18 protein-coding genes are annotated in these 20,389 nt (G+C 37.6%); 15 read left to right on the top strand and 3 right to left on the bottom strand.

The genetic code is table 11. The features are described 5' to 3' along the window. Positions 1–166 precede the first annotated feature (166 nt). The 7 genes from BCR25_RS08985 (at position 167) to menC (ending at position 8,414) form a co-directional block, all read left to right on the top strand. A complete protein-coding gene (locus tag BCR25_RS08985; protein WP_069663278.1) occupies positions 167–535 on the top strand; it encodes a YccF domain-containing protein in 369 nt (122 codons plus the stop codon). Between the two features lie 566 nt (positions 536–1,101). Beyond that, positions 1,102–1,917, top strand: a complete 816-nt coding sequence (gene menB, locus BCR25_RS08980) for a 1,4-dihydroxy-2-naphthoyl-CoA synthase (protein ID WP_069663277.1) — start codon at positions 1,102–1,104, stop codon at positions 1,915–1,917. A gap of 11 nt (positions 1,918–1,928) precedes the next feature. Next, positions 1,929–3,398 carry an o-succinylbenzoate--CoA ligase gene (locus BCR25_RS08975; RefSeq protein WP_069663276.1) on the top strand — a complete coding sequence of 490 codons (1,470 nt, stop codon included), beginning with the start codon at positions 1,929–1,931 and terminating at the stop codon, positions 3,396–3,398. Continuing rightward, positions 3,395–4,777 (top strand): isochorismate synthase, encoded by a 1,383-nt coding sequence (locus BCR25_RS08970; RefSeq protein ID WP_069663275.1) that lies wholly within the window; start codon positions 3,395–3,397, stop codon positions 4,775–4,777. Before BCR25_RS08975 ends, BCR25_RS08970 begins: the two co-directional genes overlap by 4 nt. Then, entirely contained in the window at positions 4,761–6,479 is a 1,719-nt protein-coding gene (gene menD, locus BCR25_RS08965; RefSeq protein ID WP_069663274.1) for a 2-succinyl-5-enolpyruvyl-6-hydroxy-3-cyclohexene-1-carboxylic-acid synthase, read from the top strand. Before BCR25_RS08970 ends, menD begins: the two co-directional genes overlap by 17 nt. A gap of 5 nt (positions 6,480–6,484) precedes the next feature. Then, the gene (menH, locus tag BCR25_RS08960) at positions 6,485–7,315 is read left to right on the top strand and encodes a 2-succinyl-6-hydroxy-2,4-cyclohexadiene-1-carboxylate synthase (protein WP_069663273.1); all 831 of its coding nucleotides are present in this window, start codon (positions 6,485–6,487) and stop codon (positions 7,313–7,315) included. Then, positions 7,305–8,414, top strand: coding sequence for an o-succinylbenzoate synthase (menC, locus tag BCR25_RS08955; protein ID WP_069663272.1), 1,110 nt, complete (start codon positions 7,305–7,307; stop codon positions 8,412–8,414). The genes menH and menC overlap by 11 nt, the downstream gene beginning before the upstream one ends. 78 nt (positions 8,415–8,492) lie before the next feature. Here the strand turns inward: menC and BCR25_RS08950 are convergent, their stop codons facing one another. Next, entirely contained in the window at positions 8,493–10,019 is a 1,527-nt protein-coding gene (locus BCR25_RS08950) for an AMP-binding protein (protein WP_069663271.1), read from the bottom strand. A 310-nt stretch (positions 10,020–10,329) separates the two neighbouring features. On the opposite strand from BCR25_RS08950, the gene rpsF reads away from it, so the two are divergent. The 6 genes from rpsF to dnaB all read left to right on the top strand — a co-directional run bounded on the left by rpsF (position 10,330) and on the right by dnaB (position 15,843). After that, positions 10,330–10,632 (top strand): 30S ribosomal protein S6, encoded by a 303-nt coding sequence (rpsF, locus tag BCR25_RS08945; RefSeq protein WP_069663270.1) that lies wholly within the window; start codon positions 10,330–10,332, stop codon positions 10,630–10,632. A gap of 47 nt (positions 10,633–10,679) precedes the next feature. After that, on the top strand, positions 10,680–11,231 hold the full coding sequence (gene ssb / locus BCR25_RS08940; RefSeq protein WP_069640118.1) for a single-stranded DNA-binding protein: 552 nt from the start codon (positions 10,680–10,682) through the stop codon (positions 11,229–11,231). A gap of 25 nt (positions 11,232–11,256) precedes the next feature. Continuing rightward, positions 11,257–11,496 (top strand): 30S ribosomal protein S18, encoded by a 240-nt coding sequence (gene rpsR, locus BCR25_RS08935; RefSeq protein ID WP_010762117.1) that lies wholly within the window; start codon positions 11,257–11,259, stop codon positions 11,494–11,496. Between the two features lie 233 nt (positions 11,497–11,729). Further along, positions 11,730–13,706 (top strand): DHH family phosphoesterase, encoded by a 1,977-nt coding sequence (locus tag BCR25_RS08930; RefSeq protein WP_069663269.1) that lies wholly within the window; start codon positions 11,730–11,732, stop codon positions 13,704–13,706. Between the two features lie 110 nt (positions 13,707–13,816). Further along, complete coding sequence (gene rplI, locus BCR25_RS08925; protein ID WP_069663268.1) at positions 13,817–14,269, top strand: 50S ribosomal protein L9; 453 nt, start codon at positions 13,817–13,819, stop codon at positions 14,267–14,269. A 203-nt stretch (positions 14,270–14,472) separates the two neighbouring features. Beyond that, positions 14,473–15,843, top strand: coding sequence for a replicative DNA helicase (gene dnaB / locus BCR25_RS08920; RefSeq protein WP_069663267.1), 1,371 nt, complete (start codon positions 14,473–14,475; stop codon positions 15,841–15,843). Positions 15,844–16,098: 255 nt separating this feature from the next. Here dnaB and BCR25_RS08910 read toward each other — a convergent pair whose 3' ends face one another. Both BCR25_RS08910 and BCR25_RS08905 read right to left on the bottom strand, forming a co-directional pair. Next, the gene (locus BCR25_RS08910; RefSeq protein WP_069663265.1) at positions 16,099–16,854 is read right to left on the bottom strand and encodes an SDR family NAD(P)-dependent oxidoreductase; all 756 of its coding nucleotides are present in this window, start codon (positions 16,852–16,854) and stop codon (positions 16,099–16,101) included. A gap of 17 nt (positions 16,855–16,871) precedes the next feature. Beyond that, positions 16,872–17,594 (bottom strand): SDR family NAD(P)-dependent oxidoreductase, encoded by a 723-nt coding sequence (locus BCR25_RS08905; protein WP_069663264.1) that lies wholly within the window; start codon positions 17,592–17,594, stop codon positions 16,872–16,874. 328 nt (positions 17,595–17,922) lie between these two features. On the opposite strand from BCR25_RS08905, the gene BCR25_RS08900 reads away from it, so the two are divergent. Beyond that, entirely contained in the window at positions 17,923–18,675 is a 753-nt protein-coding gene (locus BCR25_RS08900; RefSeq protein WP_069663263.1) for a replication initiation protein, read from the top strand. Positions 18,676–18,857: 182 nt separating this feature from the next. Then, positions 18,858–20,150 (top strand): adenylosuccinate synthase, encoded by a 1,293-nt coding sequence (locus tag BCR25_RS08895; RefSeq protein WP_069663262.1) that lies wholly within the window; start codon positions 18,858–18,860, stop codon positions 20,148–20,150. Positions 20,151–20,389: the final 239 nt, after the last annotated feature.

Genomic DNA, 20,389 nt, shown 5'->3' with positions numbered 1-20,389 from the left:
GAAGTTTGGAAATGGCCAATGTGGCTGGTGATTATTGTGATTTTGTTTATATTTTTTTATCCTGGTTACGTTGTCGGGCGAGAATCTAAATCGCATTATACAAAAAACGACAGCTGTCAGCGTTGGTTTTAGTTATTTTAGAGTTAAGAAAGAAGAGGGATTGGGAATGAGTTGTTTAGGAAATATCATATGGTTTATTTTTGGTGGTTTTATTGGTGGAGTAACATGGCTTTTGGCTGGTATTCTTTGGTGCATCACGATCGTGGGAATACCAATTGGACTGCAATGTTTTAAATTAGCTGGTTTGAGTTTTTGGCCGTTTGGGAAGGATGTTGTCTATAGCACAAGCAGTGTATCATTTATAGTCAATATTCTATGGCTGATTTTTAGTGGCTTCTGGCTAGCTGTCGGACATTGTGTTAGTGGAATTATTCTGTGTGTGACGATTATTGGAATTCCGTTTGGTATGCAATCATTCAAATTAGCTAAATTGGCACTGATGCCATTTGGCGCTCAGGTGGTTACTGTAAAATAATTTTTAATCGAATAGAAAAAGGAACGAAGGTTGACTATCAGCTTTTGTTCCTTTTTGCATTTTTACTGAAGTTGTAATTAATTGATAGAGTACAAAAGAATCAACGAGGGAGAATGTGATGAATCAATGGCGTGTTAAGCTTAAAAAGCAACTGTTTATGTGAGTTGAATTATATAATTAAGTACATTGTAACTCATAGTGTTATGTCCGAGTCATATTCTTTTTCTAAAGGTGATTTTCTTGTTCTTTAAACCGTCTATCATTCTAAAATGTCTATATTTGTGTATAATAGAAGCATTGAAAACTTATTGAGTTGCACAGGCCAGCCTTTCGAGGGAAAGATAAAAATAAATTGTGGTAAAAAACACCACATTTTATTTTTCCTATTTCCTTGTCAAGGCTAACCGGCTTGTTCCGCTTTTATTGTTATCTAGCTGCACAGGCTAGCTCTTCAGAAAAAAGATAAAACCTGAATGAGGCAAAAAGCACCTCAGTCATGTTTTCCTATTTTTCAGCCAGAGCTAAACGAGCCTGTTTCGCTTTTAAATTTATAAGGAGGTTTCTACATGAGAAACTGGACAACGATTAAAGAATACGATGAAATTTTATTTGAACAAGAAGGTAAAGTTGCGAAAATCACTATTAATCGACCTCAGGTGCATAATGCTTTTACACCGAAAACAGTGATGGAAATGATCGATGCCTTTAATATCAGTCGCGATAAACAAGATGTTGGTGTAATTATTTTGACAGGTGCAGGAGACAAGGCATTTTGTTCTGGTGGTGATCAAAAAGTCCGTGGCCACGGTGGATATGTCGGAGAAGATAGTGTTCCTCGTTTAAATGTATTAGATTTACAGCGCTTGATTCGTGTGATTCCAAAACCTGTTATTGCGATGGTTAAAGGTTATTCGATCGGCGGCGGAAATGTTCTTCAACTTGTTTGTGATTTGACGATTGCAGCAGATAATGCCAAATTTGGTCAAACGGGACCAAATGTTGGTAGTTTTGACGGCGGCTATGGCTCTGGTTATTTAGCACGTGTAATCGGCCATAAAAAAGCCAAAGAAGTCTGGTTCTTATGCAAACAATATTCTGCAGAAGAAGCGTTAGATATGGGTTGGATCAATACTATTGCGCCATTAGCAGAAGTAGAAGATGTAACGATGGAATGGGCGGAAGAAATGCTGAAGAAAAGTCCGCTTGCATTACGTATGATCAAAGCTTCTCTAAATGCTGATACGGATGGACTTGCCGGTATTCAACAATTAGCTGGAGATGCAACATTACTTTATTACACAATGGATGAAGCAAAGGAAGGACGAGACTCGTTCAAAGAAAAACGTGATCCTGATTTTGATCAATTTCCTAAGTTTCCATAAGGGTGAAAACTATGAATAGTTGGCTGCAAAAACAAATGAATGAACGACCTGATCATCCTGCTTTTTATTGGCAGGATGAAGAGTGGTCATTTTTGGAAGTAGGTCAGGAAGTACAAAAATGGCTAACGGCATTTTCTTCAAAAATACCGCAAACAGAAAAACGAGTGGCTCTTTTCAGCCGAAATTCAAAAGAAATGTATTTTTCGATCCTTGCATTGTGGGAATTAGGCAAAGAGATCGTTTTTTTGAATACACATTTAAGTGCTCAAGAGCTTCGTTATCAGTTATCAGATGCTGAGGTAATGACTGTTATTACTGCTACGGAATATTTAACAGCTATTACTGAATTGCATCAAGTGAGATGCATAGAAATGAGTTGTTCAGTCGTTACAGAGAGACAAAAAACTGCGGATGAATCATCGTATCAATTAGAAACACCCGCTTCGATTATGTATACTTCTGGAACGACAGGTAATCCTAAAGGGGTGGTTCAGCGTTTTAGCAATCATTTAGCTAGTGCTTTAGGTACACAAGAAAATATGAAGATCACTGCAACTGATTGTTGGCTTTGTCCGGTCCCCTTATTTCATATTAGCGGATTATCGATCGTGATTCGTCAATTAGTTTTAGGCTGTAGCGTTCGTTTATATAGTAAATTTGATGCAGAACGTATCACAACGGATTTGGTTGAGGGGCGTGGCACGGTTATTTCAGTTGTTGCAGTGATGTTGCAGGAACTATTAGAAAAATACCCAGAATCTGGTTACAGCGAAACATTCAAAGCCATGCTTTTAGGCGGCGGACCAATTACACCCACAGCATTAGAAAAATGTGAACAGTTTGGAATTCCCGTCATCCAGTCATATGGTATGACTGAAACATGTTCTCAAGTCGTTGCGTTAGGTTTTGAAGATGCAGTAGCTAAAATTGGCTCTTCCGGTAAACCTTTAAAAGGAATAGAAATAAAAATCGTTGACGACAGTGAGCAGTTTGTTCCAGCAAATAAGGTCGGAGAAATTTTGTTAAAAGGAAAAAATATTGTCCAGAATTATCTGAATGGAGACCAATGGCAAGCAATAAAATGGACAAGCGATGGTTGGTTTAAAACAGGAGATATGGGGTATCTAGATGATGATGGGTACCTTTATTTAGTTAGTCGCTTAAGTGAGTTGATTATTTCTGGTGGAGAAAATATTTACCCCACGGAAATTGAACATGTATTACAGGAAGTTCCAAAAGTTAAAGAAGTTGCAGTTGTAGGTGAACCAGATGAAAAATGGGGTGCCGTTCCTGTGGCCTATATCGTTGGTGAATCAACAGTAACTGCTGAAGAAATCTATAATTTTGCTCAAAAATACTTAGCAAAATTCAAACTTCCAAAACGGATTTATTTCTGTCACACATTGCCTAGAACGGCTAGTGGAAAACTTGCAAAACATCGCTTAACAACAAAAGAAAGGGAGGCTTTTTTAAGCAAATGAGCATTCCTATAGAATTAATTCAGGCTTATGAAGAAGGCTATCGTCAATTTAGCTGGGTCAAAAAAATAAATGAAAATACAGAAACATTGCGTACTTATTTTGAGAAGGGGCAAAATCGATTCAAAGGAGCAAGATTTTATTGGCAAACACCAGAACAAGAGTTGACACTTGTAGGACTTGGAAAAGAAAAAGAGCTGTCTGCTGCTGAGGCCTCTTTTGAAAATGTGGATGCTTTTCTTTTAAAAGAACAACAGTTGATTTATCAAAATGACACTATCGCTGGAACGGGAGCAGTTTTATTCGGCGGATTTGCATTTGACTATAAATCATCCGCACAAAATGATTGGGGAGAGATGGAGCAGGGACTATTTTATCTACCTACGTTTTTGATCACCCAAAAAGAAGAACAACAGTATCTTACTATTAGTTTCAGTGCTGAAACTTTGGATGTATTACAGCAGCGATGGCTTGAATTAAATCAAGAATTTAACGAACTGCTGCATGCTCAAGTAAAAACAAGGGCAGAACATGATGAGCTTGAAGCAGAGGAAGTCGCTGTTTCAGAATGGTTAACACTTGTTGAGCAAACCGTTGAACGCTTAAAGCAGCCCGATCCATTAGAGAAAGTCGTGCTAGCTAGACGAATGAAAGTAAAAAGCACGGAGTCATTTCAAGCAGAGTCAATTTTGAAAAATCTCCAAGAACAACAAATGAATACGTACTTTTTTGTGTTGGAATCAGCTGAGCATCTTTTTATTGGAGCAACACCAGAACGCTTATTAAAAGCAACGGCAACCTTATTTTCAACAGCGAGTATTGCTGGCTCTGTTTCACGTGGAACAACTGCAGCTGAAGATGAAGCGCTAGGAAAATATTTATTGAACGATCTAAAGAACCGTCAAGAACATAAGATCGTTGTTGATCGGATTGTTAAAGAAGTAGAAAAGATGACAGGTGTTTCAATCCAGCCGCAACAACCGCAACTCCTCAAAAATCGAGATATTCAGCATTTACACTTACCGATCCAAGGAAAACGGCAAAAAGAATACCGTTTCTTAAAAGGGGTTCAACAGCTTCATCCAACACCGGCATTAGGCGGAGAACCAAAAGAATTAGCGTTGGCTTGGCTAGTGCAGCATGAGCAGCTGGATAGAGGTCTATATGGCGCACCGATCGGCTGGGTTGCTGTCAAAGAAGATATTGGTGAATTCGCAGTGGGGATTCGATCTGCTGTATTTTCAGGAGATACTGGCTATTTATATGCTGGTTGCGGCATTGTGAAAGATTCTAAGGCAGCAGAAGAACGTGAAGAAACAAAAATCAAATTTCAACCGATGTTAAGAGGAATAGGTGGGAAAATCCATGGCGAATCAAAATGAAATGACGAAATATCTACAAGCTTTTATAGAAGGAATCATTAGTAGTGGTGTCACTCAAGCAGTGATCAGTCCTGGTTCAAGATCGACCCCGCTAGCACTGCTTTTGCATCGACAGGAAAAAATCAAAACCTACGTTGAAGTTGATGAACGTTCAGCCGCCTTTTTTGCATTGGGACTAAGTAAGGCTAGTGATAAACCGGTTGTTTTATTATGTACCTCTGGAACAGCTGGAGCAAATTATTATCCGGCGATTTGTGAAGCCAGGGCAAGTCATATTCCTTTACTGGTGCTGACAACAGACCGTCCGCATGAATTGCGACAAGTGGGCGCACCGCAAGCAATGGATCAGTTTCATTTATTTCAAAGCCATGTCAAATTGTTTGTGGAGATGGCGATTCCCGAAGGAACTAAAGAGATGCTGGATTACGCTTACTGGCAAGGGATGCGTTCAACAGATGCAGCTTGTCAGTTGCCTAAGGGGCCTGTTCATCTAAATTTCCCCTTGAGAGAACCATTATTGCCAGATCTATCTCAATCATTAGCAACAGAGCAACGTACAGAAATTATTGCAGGAAAACAACTTCTGTCTAAAGATCAAATGTTGCACTGTGTAAATGCTTGGCAAGGTAAAAAAGGTGTTTTAGTCGTTGGTGGAAGTCATACACCGGAGGAAGCTGTATCGTTTATTGAGCTAGCTTCAGCATTAAATTGGCCGATCATCAGTGATCCATTGGCAAATATTCAATCCTGCGGCAAAGATAGTCCATTGATTATGAGCTGTGCCGATTTATTTATTCAAGAAGTCAAAATGGAGCAACATCCGGAAGTAATTGTTCGTTTTGGGATGCTGCCAATTTCAAAAAATACGATGTTTTGGCTTCAGTCTCTTAAAGAATCTGAAACAACTATTTATTTTGTAGATGAGACTGGTGAATGGCAAGATCAATTGAAACAAGCACAACTATCCATCCAAGCAGAAGAACAAGCATTTATTCAATCTATCAAAGAAAATACCACTATAAAAACGCCGAATTCATGGCGGGATCAGTGGATTGAGTGGCAAAAAATCGCAGAACAGCAGCTACAGGAAGTAACAGAACTGAATCAGTTAACAGAAACCTCTGCAAGTATTTTAGTGCATAAAAAAATGACTACTGGCGGTCAGTTGTTTGTTTCAAATAGCAATGCGATTCGCTTTTTGGATAGATTTTCGACTACTGGAAATAGCCAGTATCATTTGTTTGGTAATCGCGGAATCAATGGCATCGATGGAATTGTTTCGACGGCACTGGGAGTGTGTGCGATTAAACCTGAGCGTCAAAACATGCTATTGATCGGGGATTTAGCGATGTATCATGATATGAATGGGCTATTACTGGCTAAAAGTTATGATTTACCGTTAACAATTGTTTTGTTGAACAATAACGGTGGTGGTATCTTTTCTTTCCTTTCTCAAAGACAACTTGAAAAAGAAGATTTTGAACCAATTTTTGGAACGCCGATTCATTTGGATTTCTCTTTGGTTGCAGATTTGTACGGCGCAGAGTATACAAAAGCTGAAACGTTGGATGAATTGGACGAATTATTAGAGAAAACAAAAACGCAGCCAAAATTTCAAATAATTGAGATTGTTGGTGAGCGTGAGGAAAATGTGGATTTGTATGAACAGGTGATAGAAGGCTTGAAAGAAAAATTGAGGTAGAATAAATGAATGCAGAGATCAATGGAGTAAATTACTACTATGAGTGGCTGTCCTATCAAAAGGATCGAGCAACATTAGTTTGTTTTCATGGTTTTACTGGCAGCAGTCAAACATTTGTACCAGTTTTTCAACATAAAAATGATCATAATATTTTGCTTATCGATTTAATAGGTCACGGTCAAACCGATTGCTATGTTCATCCTTATCGTTATCAATTAGAATCACTTTGCCGAGATATTGCATTATTAACAGAGACATTGGGCATTAGTAGGTTTTCATTGCTAGGCTATTCAATGGGTGCTAGAGCGGCTTTAGGTTTTTGTTGTCTATTTCCTAATAAAGTTCAAAAACTGATCTTAGAGAGCGGTTCTCCGGGCTTAAAAAGTCCTTTAGAACGAGCAAAGCGTCAATTGTCGGATGAGCGATTAGCAGCAAAGACTTTGACTTCCTCTATCGAAGCGTTTGTGACGAAATGGGAGGCACTCCCTCTTTTCAACACACAAAATAGCCTGCCAAAAAATGTTCAAATGGTAGTTCGTGAAGAACGATTATCTCAGCAACCTTTTGGGCTTGCTTGTAGTCTTTGGTTTATGGGGACAGGCGCTCAAAAAAATTTTTGGCCGGAATTAACGCATATAACTATTCCAGTCCTGTTGATTGTTGGTGAATTAGATACCAAATTTCAACAGATTGCTGATCAAATGAAGCAACGACAAGTTACTTTTTCTATTAAAACGGTGAGCGATGCAGGACATTGCGTTCATTTGGAGAAGCCACAGCAATTTGAAAAAATTGTGTATGATTTTTTAAAGGGAGGCAGTAACAGTGATAATTAAGCGTATTGATCGCTACCAAGTTCGTTTACCGTTACGTACTCCTTTTGAAACGAGTTATGGTCGTCTAACGGAAAAAGCGTTTGATATTCTGCTAGTCACAGATGAGTTGGGAAACAAAGGGATTGGGGAGCTAGTTCCTTTTGAACAGCCGGATTATATTGAGGAAACGATCCAAACAGCCCGAATCATTATAGAAAAGCATTTGATTCCGTTACTCAAAGATAAAGAGATTTATGATCCTAACGAAATCTCTTCTTTGTTTAAAGAAGTAAAGGGGAATCAAATGGCTAAAGCTAGCCTAGAAACGGCCATTTGGGATTTGTATGCGAAACGTAATAATCGAAGCTTAAAAACCTATTTTGCTACAACACGAGCACAAATTCCAGTTGGTGTCAGTGTAGGAATCCAGCCCAATCTATCGGAATTATTAAAACAAATCACGAATTATGTAGATCAAGGATATCAGCGAGTGAAACTCAAGATACGCCCAGGATATGATTTGGAACCGATTCGTGCGATTCGGAAAAAATTTCCAAAGCTGCCATTAATGGTCGATGCTAACTCAGCCTATACCATTGAAGATATCGATCGTTTAAAAAAACTGGATATTTACGATTTAGCAATGATTGAGCAGCCTTTTTCAGCTGACGATTTTTTAGACCACGCACAACTTCAAAAAGTAATTAAGACGAAGATTTGTCTAGATGAAAATATTCGATCGCTTAAAGATTGTGAATTAGCGTTCGCTTTAGGGAGTTGTCAAAGTATCAATTTAAAGATTCCTAGAGTCGGAGGAATTACAGAAGCATTGAAAATCGTTGAATTTTGTGAGAAACATGGTCTGCTTGTCTGGTTAGGTGGTATGTTCGAGTCAGGTGTAGGGAGAGCATTGAATCTGCAATTTGCTGCTCAAAATATGTTTACTTTTCCAGGTGATATTTCAGCTTCTGATCGCTATTATTTTGAGGATATTGTATCGGAACCTTTTATGATTCAAGAGGGTGAGATAAAGGTACCCGATGGCTTGGGAATTGGAGTCAAGTTATCGCAAGAGAAGCTAATGAAATATGGATATTATGAAACGATATATTCAAATTAAAAAGAAGAGGCTGAGACAAACACTTACAAGAGCGATTGCTCTCATGAGTGTTTGTCCCAGCCTTTTCTTTGATGCTATTTATTGTTCCTTCAACGTTTTTTCAATCTGTAAGCGTTGAACTTTCATTGTTGCTGTACGAGGAATTTTATCCCAATCCATAATGATTGGTTCGTTTAGACGAGGCAGGTCATTAACTTCTTCCCACCAAGCATCCCAGTCCATTCCTTGTTTTGGATCGACCGCTAAAATCGGCTGTGGAGAATTATCTTTTGCACGGACGATAATTACTTCTTGAAGAAAATCGAGAGCATCTAATAAATGGTCTTCAATAGCTAAGTTACTATCGATTTTCTCAATTAAATCAACTTGACGGTCTTTTAAATGTAGATGACCATTTTCATCCATAAAGCCATAGTCGCCACTATCCCACCACGGGCCAAAGACCGTTGCTTGAAATCTATCATCTTCTTTATAGTAAGTAAGAGCACGCCCTTTTGATAAAAATTGAATATGTCCATCCGTCATTGCTGGTAGAATATTGCCATCTTTGTCAGCAATCCGAGCTTCAGTCAATCCTTCTAAACCAACACCCATATCACGAGCGTCAGATGTTTTTAAAGATTCTAATTTGTGTGCTTTTAGGATCATTGGTCCACATTCACTTTGTCCATAAACCTGTAAGAAAATGGGTTCATTTTTTTCGGAAGCCTTTAAGAAACTCGCCATCGTTGCATTATTGATAGCGTCAAAAGTTGAATGGTAATAACGAACGCTGGAAAAAGCTTCAGGATTACGTTTGGCTAATGCTGTCCATTGAACAAAATTGTTTGGATGAGTCTCAAGAGCAACTGGCTGATGTGTCGATAGCATTTCTGCAACAGAATCACTAGTTGAAATTGATAAAGGCATCATAGGAAATCCCATCGCCATCAATGAAGAGATACCAATATTGAAGCGTGAGTGTACAGGCGAGATATGAAATCCGACTAGTTTCTTTTCAGCAATTTTTGTAAAAATTGTTTTTTGCCATTTGGTTCGCCACCCCATGGAGTTTGCTGAATGACAGATTAATTTAGGAATACCAGTCGTTCCAGAGGTATGCGTCATATATGCAATCATATCTTTTGGAAGCTCTACTTGGGGAACTTCCACCGCTTGTGCTTGTAAAAGTTTTGCTACTGAAATTTGTTTTTCTGGAGAACTATTTTTTACATTTGCAATTTTATCTGCCGTTTCATCATCAAATAAAATAAATGGATTTTCTAAACGATCAACAAAAACTTCTATTGTTTCAGCTGGAAAATGATAGGAAATCATTGCTGGAACAGCGCCTAAATAAGAAGCTGCAACAGCTAGTAAGTAAGTATCAAATTTTGAACTTTTAAAAATAATGATCTTATCTTCAGCTTTTACTCCTAAGCTCGCTAGTTGATATGCGCGAGTCAAAATAGCCTCATGACTTAATTTATACGTATAGCTTGTTCCTAGTTCTGGAAAAGCAGGTAATGCTTCATCATGAATAATTGCTGTGTCAGGTGCTTTACGCGCCGCATCCCGATAGTTTGTGTACAAATTAAGTGGTTGGTACTCTAACAGTTGGTTCAATTTACAGCATCCTTTCAAACTACATAAGTATTTTTCGCTTGTGTAATAACGAACAAAGACAGTATACCATGAAAAATAAATAACCAAAATAATTAACAAAAAAATGAGATGCATGTGTTTTAGCGTATATTATTAGTGAGAGCCAAATGTAAAATAGCTTAACAAAAAACAGTCAGAAATTATGAAGAATACTTGATTTGATTGGATTTTAGGTGTATAATAAAATATTGTGAGTAGTCTATAAATTTTAGATAACTCTCCTTGCTCTTAGCAATCTAAGAGCCTAAAGTCCATAGGGAGGTGAAAATCAATGAGTCAAGCTACGAATTATGAAATTATGTACATTATTCGTCCGAACATTGATGAAGAAGCAAAAACTGCTTTAGTAGAACGTTTCGACACAATCTTAAAAGATAACGGAGCAGAAGTTATCGAATCAAAAGATTGGGAAAAACGCCGCTTAGCATATGAAATGAACGGATTCCGTGAAGGCATCTATCATATCGTTAAAGTATCTTCTCCATCAACAGCAGGCGCAATCAATGAATTTGATCGTCTTGCTAAAATCAATGACGATATTATCCGTCACATGATTATCAAGGAAGAAGCATAACCAAATGTTTCACGTGAAACATTGGATTGACGAAAGGAGATGTTTAAATGATTAACAACGTTGTATTAGTTGGAAGACTAACAAAAGATCCCGATTTACGATATACATCTAGTGGTTCAGCAGTTGCGACGTTTACTCTAGCGGTAAACCGTAACTTTACGAATGCAAATGGAAATCGTGAAGCAGATTTTATTAACTGTGTGATTTGGCGTAAACCGGCTGAAACAATGGCAAACTATGCGCGTAAAGGTACATTATTAGGCGTGACTGGTCGTATTCAAACTAGAAATTACGAAAACCAACAAGGTCAACGTGTTTACGTGACTGAAGTTGTATGTGAGAATTTCCAGTTGTTGGAGTCTCGTTCTGCATCAGAACAAAGACAAACAACAGAAGGATCAGATTCGACACCAAGTTATAATGCTGGTGGCGGAAGTTTCCAACAACCACAGAACAATAATTTTTCAGGACAAAACAATTTTAATCAATCATCCTCTCAGTCTAGCAATAACGGTATGCCTGATTTTGATAGAGACTCTGACCCGTTTAGTGGATCAGGATCGACTATTGACATTTCAGATGATGATTTACCATTCTAAACGAATTTGATAGGAGGGAATAAGAATGGCACAACAAAGAAGAGGCGGACGTAAACGTCGTAAAGTCGATTATATTGCAGCTAACCATATCGAATACATCGATTATAAAGATATCGAATTATTAAAAAAATTCATTTCTGAGCGTGGAAAAATTTTACCACGTCGTGTAACTGGTACAGGTGCTAAAAATCAACGTAAATTAACCATTGCGATCAAACGTGCACGTATCATGGGCTTATTACCATTCGTTGGTGAAGAGCAATAATATAGAGAAACAAGAATCAAAGAATTCATTTTCTTTGGTTCTTTTTTTATTAAAGAGTTTAAAGTTGTTCTTTCCTCTAAAATGATATTGGATTTGTCTGACCATATATTATTGTTAGAAGTCTGGATAATTGATACTTTTTAAATGTTTCACGTGAAACATTCTGGATTCGCAGAAATCCTTTTTTTATGCTAAAATAACGGTATATTTAGAATGATGGAGGAGTCCTTTGAATGAGAAAAATTAGAATGAAACGGATTTTTGGTTCTGTATTCGTTCTCTTTTTTTTAGAAATACTAATCCTTTTCTTTGTAACGAATAAATATATTTCTATACTGGCATTGTTGATACTCAACCTTGTTTTAATCAATAGAATCATCTATTTAATTAGAAGGCTAGAGATATCGAATACAGAGAAAATAAGAGCAGCAAGCACAATTGCGGAAAAATCATTGGATTATGCATTCAATGAAGTATCTGTTGGTATCATTAACTATGATCCAGATACAAAGGAAGCAAAATGGCTAAATCCATTTGCTGAAAGTATTTTTAGAAAAGACGGACAGTCACTGATCAGTCCTGAATTAATTCAGAATTATGTAGCGTTGGCTGAGAAGAATAAAGATATATTTAAGGTTGGAGATCATGTTTACCGTTTTAATGTTGATGCTGCTCAAAATACAATTACGTTCAAAGACATTACGGAAGAGAGTAATCTATATCAGCAAAAACATGAGATGCAAACAGCGATTGGTATAGTATCTGTCGATAATTACGATGACATTACTGATAGTTTAGATGACAAAGAAATCTCTTATTTAAATAGCTTTATCACAACGATGATTTCTGATTGGATGGATGAATATCAGGTCTTCTATAAACGGTTAAATGCTGAACGTTACTTTTTCATTGCTCAACTGGAAGATGTAAAAAAAATGATGGAAACGAAATTTCAAATTCTAGATAAAATCAGAAAAGAATCAACTTCACGTGAGACGGCTGTTACATTGAGTATGGGAATTTCTTATGGTGGAGAAACCTTGAATCAAACAGGAAATACTGCTCAGACCAACTTGGATATGGCTTTAGTTAGGGGCGGAGACCAAGTGGTTGTAAAAGAAGCAAAAGATGATGCGAAACCTATTTTTTATGGGGGTAGAACAGCCTCTGTTGCAAAAAGAACACGCGTTCGCTCTCGGGCAATGAGCACCGCAATTCAAGGGATTTTGTCGGAGTCATCTGATGTTTATATTATGGGGCATAAATATCCTGATATGGATGCAATTGGTTCCGCATTTGGGATGGCACGGTTAGCTAAATTTCATAATAAACACGCCTGGGTTGTTTTAGAAAAAAGTGAGAGTATTCCTGATGTAGAACGAGTGATGAATGAGGTTGAGAAATATCCAGAGTTAGCCGAGCAAATTATTACTCCGAAGGATGCGATGAAACGAAAGACAGACAGCAGTTTACTTATTATGGTTGATTATCATAAACCTTCACTATCGATTTCACAAGAATTGTATGAACAATTTGCTAAAGTAGTGATTATTGACCATCATCGTCGTGGCGATGAGTTTCCAGCGAAACCGTTGCTTTCTTATATTGAATCCTCCGCTTCTTCGGCATCAGAATTAGTGACTGAGTTGATTGAATATCAAAGCAACGTTCAAAGACAGTTAGACAAATTTGAAGCAACCTTATTATTAGCTGGGATTGTCGTTGATACAAAAAGTTTTAGTGTTCGTACAACAGCTCGTACCTTTGATGTGGCAAGCTACTTAAGAACTTGTGGTGCTGATTCATCTTTAGTACAATATTTATTAAGCTCGGATTTAACTAGCTATTTAGAAATGAACAGCTTGATAGCCAAGAGTGAATATGTTACCCCTGATACAGTAATTGTTACAGGTAACGAAACGAAAGAATATGATAGTGTAACTGCAGCCAAAACAGCCGATACGTTATTATCTATGGTCGGGATCAATGCGGCTTTTGTGATTACAAAGCGGACAGATAAACAAATCGGTATTAGTGCTAGAAGTAATGGGTCGATAAATGTCCAACTTATTATGGAAAATCTTGGCGGAGGTGGTCATTTCACTAATGCTGCGGTACAATTATCTAATGTAACTGTAGCTGAGGTGAAAGAACAGCTATTAAGAGTGATCCATCAAAATATTGATGTGATGTATGATTCAGCTACGTAAGCTATCCTTTCGAATAAAAGATGTTTGTGAGAAAAACAATACACGTATAGTTTATTTTCGTAAGGCTGAACAAGCTTCGTATGCTTTTAAAATGAGGAGGAGTAATAGAGATGAAAGTTATTTTTTTACAAGACGTTAAAGGCAAAGGAAAAAAAGGCGATGTCAAAGAAGTACCAACAGGCTATGCTCAAAACTTCCTAATTAAAAACGGCTATGCCAAAGAAGCAAATAAAGGCAGTATCAGCGCGCTCGCTGGACAGAAAAAAGCACAAGACAAACATGAAGCAGAAATCTTAGCAGAAGCGAAAAAAATGCAAGAGTTTCTAGAAAAAGAAGAGACTGTTGTAGAGCTTAAAGCAAAGGCTGGTGAAGATGGACGTCTATTTGGATCTATTCCATCAAAACAGATTGCAGAAGCCTTAAACAAGCAATATAAGGTGAAATTAGACAAGCGTAAGATTGAGCTGTCTCAACCAATTCGTTCACTAGGCTATACGAATGTTCCTGTCAAACTTCATCATGAGGTCACAGCTAAAATCAAAGTTCATGTTGTGGAAGAATAATCAATAAAAACAAAAAAGTAGAGGCATTCCTCTGCTTTTTTGTTTGCTCTGGAAGAGGAGAAGCTCCACCGTTCTTATGTACATTTGGGTTATTTCTTGTTAAAATAGAAAGACTGGACAGATTGAATATACGATGAGAAAGATACAAATAAATCATAGTGAAATGGTTCGTTTGTATTTAGAAAAAAATAGGAGAGAAAAAAATGAGTGAAGTATGGCAAGATAGAGTACCGCCACATAGCATGGAAGCAGAACAGGCCGTTTTAGGGTCGGTTTTTTTAGATGCTGAGGTTATTATCGATGCATTAGAATACATAGAACCAAAAGATTTTTATCGCCGTAATCATCAATTGATTTTTCAGACTATGCTCACGTTGAATGATCGGAATGAAGCGATTGATGTGATCACAATCAAAGATCGTCTGGAACAGGAAAATTTACTGGAAGATGTTGGCGGACTAAGTTATTTATCAGATTTAGCATTGGCTGTCCCCACTGCAGCGAATATTGTTTACTATGCCAAAATCGTGGAGCAAAAATCATTACTGCGTAATTTGATTTCAACTGCTACAGAGATTGTGACAAAGGGTTTTGAACAAGGTGAAGATGTTGAAACGATATTAGACGATGCTGAACGAAGCATTTTAGAAGTATCAGAAAAAAGAAATCGTAGTGGTTTCTTATCGATCGCTGATGTGCTGAATACCTCGATTGCAAACATTGATCAGCTGTATCAAAACGATGAAGAGATCACTGGATTGCCGACAGGTTATCCTGCTCTTGATAAAATGACTGCCGGACTTCAAGCAGAAGAATTGATCATTTTAGCAGCGCGGCCAGCCGTTGGTAAAACGGCCTTTGCCTTAAATATTGCTCAAAATATCGGAACAAAAACGGATCGTTCTGTTGCTATTTTTAGTTTGGAAATGGGGGCGGAATCGCTTGTCAATCGGATGCTTTGTGCGGAAGGCTCGATCGAAGCGGGGCATTTGCGTACAGGTCAATTATCAGAAGAAGAATGGCAAAACTTGATTATTGCAATGGGTAGTTTATCTAGGGCACAAATTTTCATTGATGATACGCCAGGGATCAAAATCACTGAAATTCGAGCAAAATGCCGAAAGTTAGCTCAGGAAAGAGGAAACCTAGGCTTGATTTTGATCGATTACTTACAGCTAATTGAAGGAACAGGCCGTGAAAGCCGCCAGCAAGAAGTTTCTGAAATTTCCCGTCAACTGAAGAAATTGGCGAAGGAATTGAAAGTACCGGTTATTGCGTTGTCTCAGTTATCTCGTGGAGTAGAACAGAGACAAGATAAACGTCCTGTGTTGAGTGATATTCGTGAGTCTGGATCAATCGAGCAAGATGCGGATATTGTTGCCTTTCTTTATCGTGATGATTATTACGAACGAGGTGAAGGCGGCGAAGATGGAGATCATGAACCACCTGAAATCGATAATGTGATTGAAGTAATCATCGAAAAAAACAGAAGTGGGGCCAGAGGGACTGTCGAACTTTTGTTTATCAAAGAATACAATAAATTCTCTTCCCTCTCACCAAGAGAAGAATTTTAGTAAATAAACGCGCTAACCAAAATGATTAAACAATTTTGGTTAGCGCGTTTTATTTGTATAATGTATGAGCAAATCAATCAAAGAGCGGCAAAGATAAAAGCAGAAAGCTCCAAGAATCAGGTGGGCTATGTACATCTATTCGGTACATGTTATTTTCTAAGGAGTGAATTCTTAGTACGCAGGCACTTAGATGTTGCTGTGTTCGAAGCGATTGCTTTTCTCTTGCCTTATTAGGAATTAGAGAGTGTTTTAAGGTTACAATGTAATTCCGCCATCTACACTGATTACAGCACCAGTCATGTATTTTGAATGATCTGAAGCCATGTAAGAAACAAGTGAAGAAATATCTTCTGGTTCACCAAGTGCGCCATTATTTAATAGAGCAATAGAAGGACGAGGTTGTTGGAATTTACTTTCAGTCATTGATGCAATGGTTGAATCGGTCAATGGTGTCACGATCCCGCCAGGACAAATCGCATTGATCCGAATATTGTTTGCGCCATATTCAATAGCTGCGTCTTGTACTAAACCAAGAACGGCACGTTTTGAGGCAGAATAAACCCCAAATCCTGTTTCTGAACGAATACCTGAAGAGGAAGCGATGATCGTGATGTTCCCGCTGTCTTGTTTTAGAAGCTGTTTAATTACGTGCTTCATACCGAAAAAAGTACCCTTAACATTTACGTTCAATACTTTATCAACATCTGATTCAGGTGTTTCATCAAACATTTTTGGTTCATAGATAACACCTTGATTACCTAAATAATAATCGATTTTATTGTACTTTTTCACGACAAAATCAACTAAGTGCTTCACCTCTTGCTCAACACTCATATCTGTTTTTACAAAATCGGCTTCGCCGCCGAGTGCGTGGATTTCTTTAACCAGAGCAAGACCATTTTTTTCACCTCTAGCAGCTAGAACTAGCGCAAAACCATCTTTTGCTAATTGAAGTGCAGAAGCTTTACCGATTCCTGTTGTAGCTCCAGCGATTAATGCAACTTTTTTCATACTATCGTCTCCCTTAATTATAGATTGGTGGTAGCTTTTACTGGTTTTTCAAATACGTCACGGTCACGATTCAAATTGAAAATAATTTCAGCAACATTTTCAGCGATGACACGTTCCTTTAATGCAAATCCTTCGGGTAGATCAGTCCGTTCTTTTTCCTTAGCTGGATCGGAATACAGTGGTGGGTTATCTAAAGGTAAGTAGCCCACAAAAATATCATCAGGTTTAAGTTCATCTCTTAAATGCTCTGCCAACAACCTTAATGCTGCTTGAGGCGCACCGATTGCTGCTGTATATGGAAAAGGTGAACGATCCGATTGACCACTTGTAAACAAGAGTGATCCTTTACTTGCTTTTAAGTAAGGAATTGCAGCTTGAGCACTGCTTAATGCACTTAATACTCTCATTGTCAGAAATTCTGTTAATAGTTCAGTAGAGACTTCTGTGACAGGTACATAAGCTTTTCCTAGAGGACCAGGTACATTGTAGAATAGAACATCAATGCCAGCCATTTTTTCTCCTAATGCTTGAACTGCTTCTGAAATTTCTTTAGGATCACTCGCATCTGCTGTTGCAGAGAAGGTTTCAATTCCTTCCTGAGCCAATTCTTCTTCCATAATTGCTAAGTTTTCTTTTCCTCTGCGGATTAGCCCGACTTTATAATTTTGCTTACCGAACTTGCGGGCAGTTTCCATACCGACACCAGGTCCAGCACCGACGATAATAATTGATTTTTTCAAAATGACATCTGTCCTTTCAATAATGGTTTTGCTATAGCACTGTTAGAATAGGTGCAATGCAAGGAATTGTCACGAAAATCTTTTTAGACAGTCACTCACATTTTTAAAATAAAATTTTCTTTTTAGTCGAGCTAAAACCTGTTTGTCTCTAAGGGAGTGTCATTCAATCAGTACGTTATTGTCTATAAAGAGGGAGCGTTTCATCTTGAAAATAAGAAGTTTTGCTTTCAGTTATCAGTACTAAATTGTTTTTCTTTAATGTTCGCTTGCCTTCTTTCCTGTAAACTCTTTATAATGAAGCCATAGTCCAATGAGAGGAATTTCTGTGATGGTTGAAATGGTAAAATATAAAAATGAATTGAATCGTGTAGCGTTAGAACAGTTTACACCAAGTGAGATGAATCTCTTTTTTGCAATTGTTTCACGTATAAGAAATAAAGAAGACTGTGTCATTCGCTTCTCATTGAAAGAGATCAGAGAGTTAGCCCAGTATAAGCCGACAGCGGCCAATCGCTTGATTGAAGATTTGACACATACATATGCTAAATTATTAAAATTGACCTATCCCCATACGTATACGAAAAAAGACCAGGTGATAATCGAATCGTTCAATTTATTTAAAAACTTTGAGTTTTGTGAAGAAAATGAAGCAACTTATGATAGTTCAGGGGAAAAAATCACCGCACATACAGGAACGACACTAAAAGATGGATATGTAGATATTGCTGTAAACCCGCATTTTTCTTGTTTATTCAATAATGTATTCAGTGGCTTTACACAATTTTCTTTATCCGAATTTATTAGCTTAAAAAGCAAGTATGCTAAAAATATGTTTCGATTACTTAAACAATTTCGCTCTACTGGTTACAGGCGATTTTCTATTGTGGAATTTCGCTACATGCTGAGTATTCCAAAAAGCTATCAAATCGGTCAGATCGACCAAAAAATTATTCAACGACTGAAACAAGAACTGTCCCCCTATTTCAAAAATTTAACGATTCGAAAAGAGTACGCCAGAACGCAAGGGAAGAAAGTGACAGGGTATAATTTTTATTTTACGCCAGAAAAAATCTATCGATGAAGGAAGAACGAATAGCTGGAATTTTCGTTTTTTTAACGTATGTTTATTTTAATTTTAAATAATGTTCGTGTTTTGCCTTGTTTTTATTTTTTTGAAATCACAATATTCGATTTTTTGTTGAAAGCATTGTGTTTTACTGGTACAATGAATCAGGACAAAATAATTTAGAACGAGGTGTTCGAATGTCATCAGTTGTAGTAGTTGGAACGCAGTGGGGCGATGAAGGAAAAGGAAAGATCACGGACTTTTTAAGTGAGAATGCTGAAGTCATCGCACGTTATCAAGGCGGAGATAATGCAGGTCATACCATTAAATTTGATGGTATTACTTATAAACTACACTTGATTCCTTCAGGTATCTTTTACAAAGAAAAAATCAGTGTGATCGGAAACGGTGTTGTCGTCAATCCTAAATCATTAGTAAAAGAGCTTGCTTATTTAAAAGAAAATAATGTAACGACAGATAATTTACGAATCTCTGACCGTGCTCACGTGATTTTACCATACCATATTAAATTGGATCAGTTACAAGAAGATGCCAAAGGTGAAAATAAAATCGGAACGACAATCAAAGGGATCGGTCCTGCATATATGGATAAAGCGGCACGTGTAGGGATTCGTGTTGCAGACTTATTAGATAAAGAAATTTTTGAAGAACGTTTGAAAATCAATTTAGAAGAAAAAAATCGTCAATTCGTTAAAATGTTTGATAGTGAGCCAATCGCTTTTGAAGATATTTTTGAAGAATATTATGAGTATGGTCAACAAATAAAGCAGTACGTAACAGATACATCTGTTATTTTAAACGATGCGCTGGATGCAGGTAAACGTGTCTTATTTGAAGGTGCCCAAGGCGTTATGCTGGACATCGACCAAGGAACTTATCCATTTGTAACGTCATCAAATCCAGTTGCTGGAGGGGTTACGATCGGTAGTGGTGTTGGTCCTTCTAAGATCAATAAAGTCGTTGGGGTATGTAAAGCTTATACATCGCGTGTAGGTGATGGTCCATTCCCTACAGAACTATTTGATGAAACAGGTGAAACGATTCGTAAAGTAGGAAAAGAATATGGGACTACTACTGGTCGTCCACGACGTGTTGGTTGGTTTGATACCGTTGTGATGCGTCATTCTAAACGTGTATCTGGTATTACGAACCTATCTTTGAACTCAATCGATGTTTTAAGTGGTCTAGATACAGTAAAAATCTGTACAGCTTATGAGTTGGATGGAGAATTGATTTATCACTACCCAGCTAGTTTGAAAGAATTGAGCCGTTGTAAACCAGTCTATGAAGAATTACCAGGCTGGTCAGAAGATATCACTGGCTGTAAAACATTAGCGGATCTACCAGCAAATGCACGGAACTATGTTCACCGTATTTCTGAATTAGTTGGAGTTCGCATTTCGACATTTTCTGTTGGTCCAGACCGTAATCAAACAAATGTTTTGGAAAGCGTTTGGGCACAAATTTAACTAATAGAATGGAGAGCGGGACAAAACTGAAAATCCGTTTTGTTTCGCTCTCTAAACCCGAATAAACGGCGAGAAAAAAGCAGCTCCTTCGGAAATAAGCCGAACTTCACAAAAATTTGAAGAGCAATTTTCGTGAAGTCCTTCTTATTTCTTGGAGCTAAACGCTTTTGTCTCAGCCTCTTTTTGTTTCATTTTGATGAGCTTCTTCCTTTAATAAAGCATGAGTATCCTTCCATTAT

It is taken from the genome of Enterococcus termitis (assembly GCF_001730305.1).
In the GTDB taxonomy this organism is placed as follows: Bacteria; Bacillota; Bacilli; order Lactobacillales; family Enterococcaceae; genus Enterococcus_L; species Enterococcus_L termitis.
This window is presented reverse-complemented; position numbering and strand designations above follow the sequence as displayed.

Excerpts from the sequence above, each read along its gene's own strand:
- BCR25_RS08985 (WP_069663278.1), top strand. The coding sequence starts at position 167 with ATGAGTTGTTTAGGAAATATCATATGGTTTATTTTTGGTGGTTTTATT.
- menB (WP_069663277.1), top strand. The coding sequence starts at position 1,102 with ATGAGAAACTGGACAACGATTAAAGAATACGATGAAATTTTATTTGAA.
- BCR25_RS08975 (WP_069663276.1), top strand. The coding sequence starts at position 1,929 with ATGAATAGTTGGCTGCAAAAACAAATGAATGAACGACCTGATCATCCT.
- BCR25_RS08970 (WP_069663275.1), top strand. The coding sequence starts at position 3,395 with ATGAGCATTCCTATAGAATTAATTCAGGCTTATGAAGAAGGCTATCGT.
- menD (WP_069663274.1), top strand. The coding sequence starts at position 4,761 with ATGGCGAATCAAAATGAAATGACGAAATATCTACAAGCTTTTATAGAA.
- menH (WP_069663273.1), top strand. The coding sequence starts at position 6,485 with ATGAATGCAGAGATCAATGGAGTAAATTACTACTATGAGTGGCTGTCC.
- rpsF (WP_069663270.1), top strand. The coding sequence starts at position 10,330 with ATGAGTCAAGCTACGAATTATGAAATTATGTACATTATTCGTCCGAAC.
- ssb (WP_069640118.1), top strand. The coding sequence starts at position 10,680 with ATGATTAACAACGTTGTATTAGTTGGAAGACTAACAAAAGATCCCGAT.
- rpsR (WP_010762117.1), top strand. The coding sequence starts at position 11,257 with ATGGCACAACAAAGAAGAGGCGGACGTAAACGTCGTAAAGTCGATTAT.
- BCR25_RS08930 (WP_069663269.1), top strand. The coding sequence starts at position 11,730 with ATGAGAAAAATTAGAATGAAACGGATTTTTGGTTCTGTATTCGTTCTC.
- rplI (WP_069663268.1), top strand. The coding sequence starts at position 13,817 with ATGAAAGTTATTTTTTTACAAGACGTTAAAGGCAAAGGAAAAAAAGGC.
- dnaB (WP_069663267.1), top strand. The coding sequence starts at position 14,473 with ATGAGTGAAGTATGGCAAGATAGAGTACCGCCACATAGCATGGAAGCA.
- BCR25_RS08910 (WP_069663265.1), bottom strand. The coding sequence starts at position 16,854 with ATGAAAAAAGTTGCATTAATCGCTGGAGCTACAACAGGAATCGGTAAA.
- BCR25_RS08900 (WP_069663263.1), top strand. The coding sequence starts at position 17,923 with ATGGTTGAAATGGTAAAATATAAAAATGAATTGAATCGTGTAGCGTTA.
- BCR25_RS08895 (WP_069663262.1), top strand. The coding sequence starts at position 18,858 with ATGTCATCAGTTGTAGTAGTTGGAACGCAGTGGGGCGATGAAGGAAAA.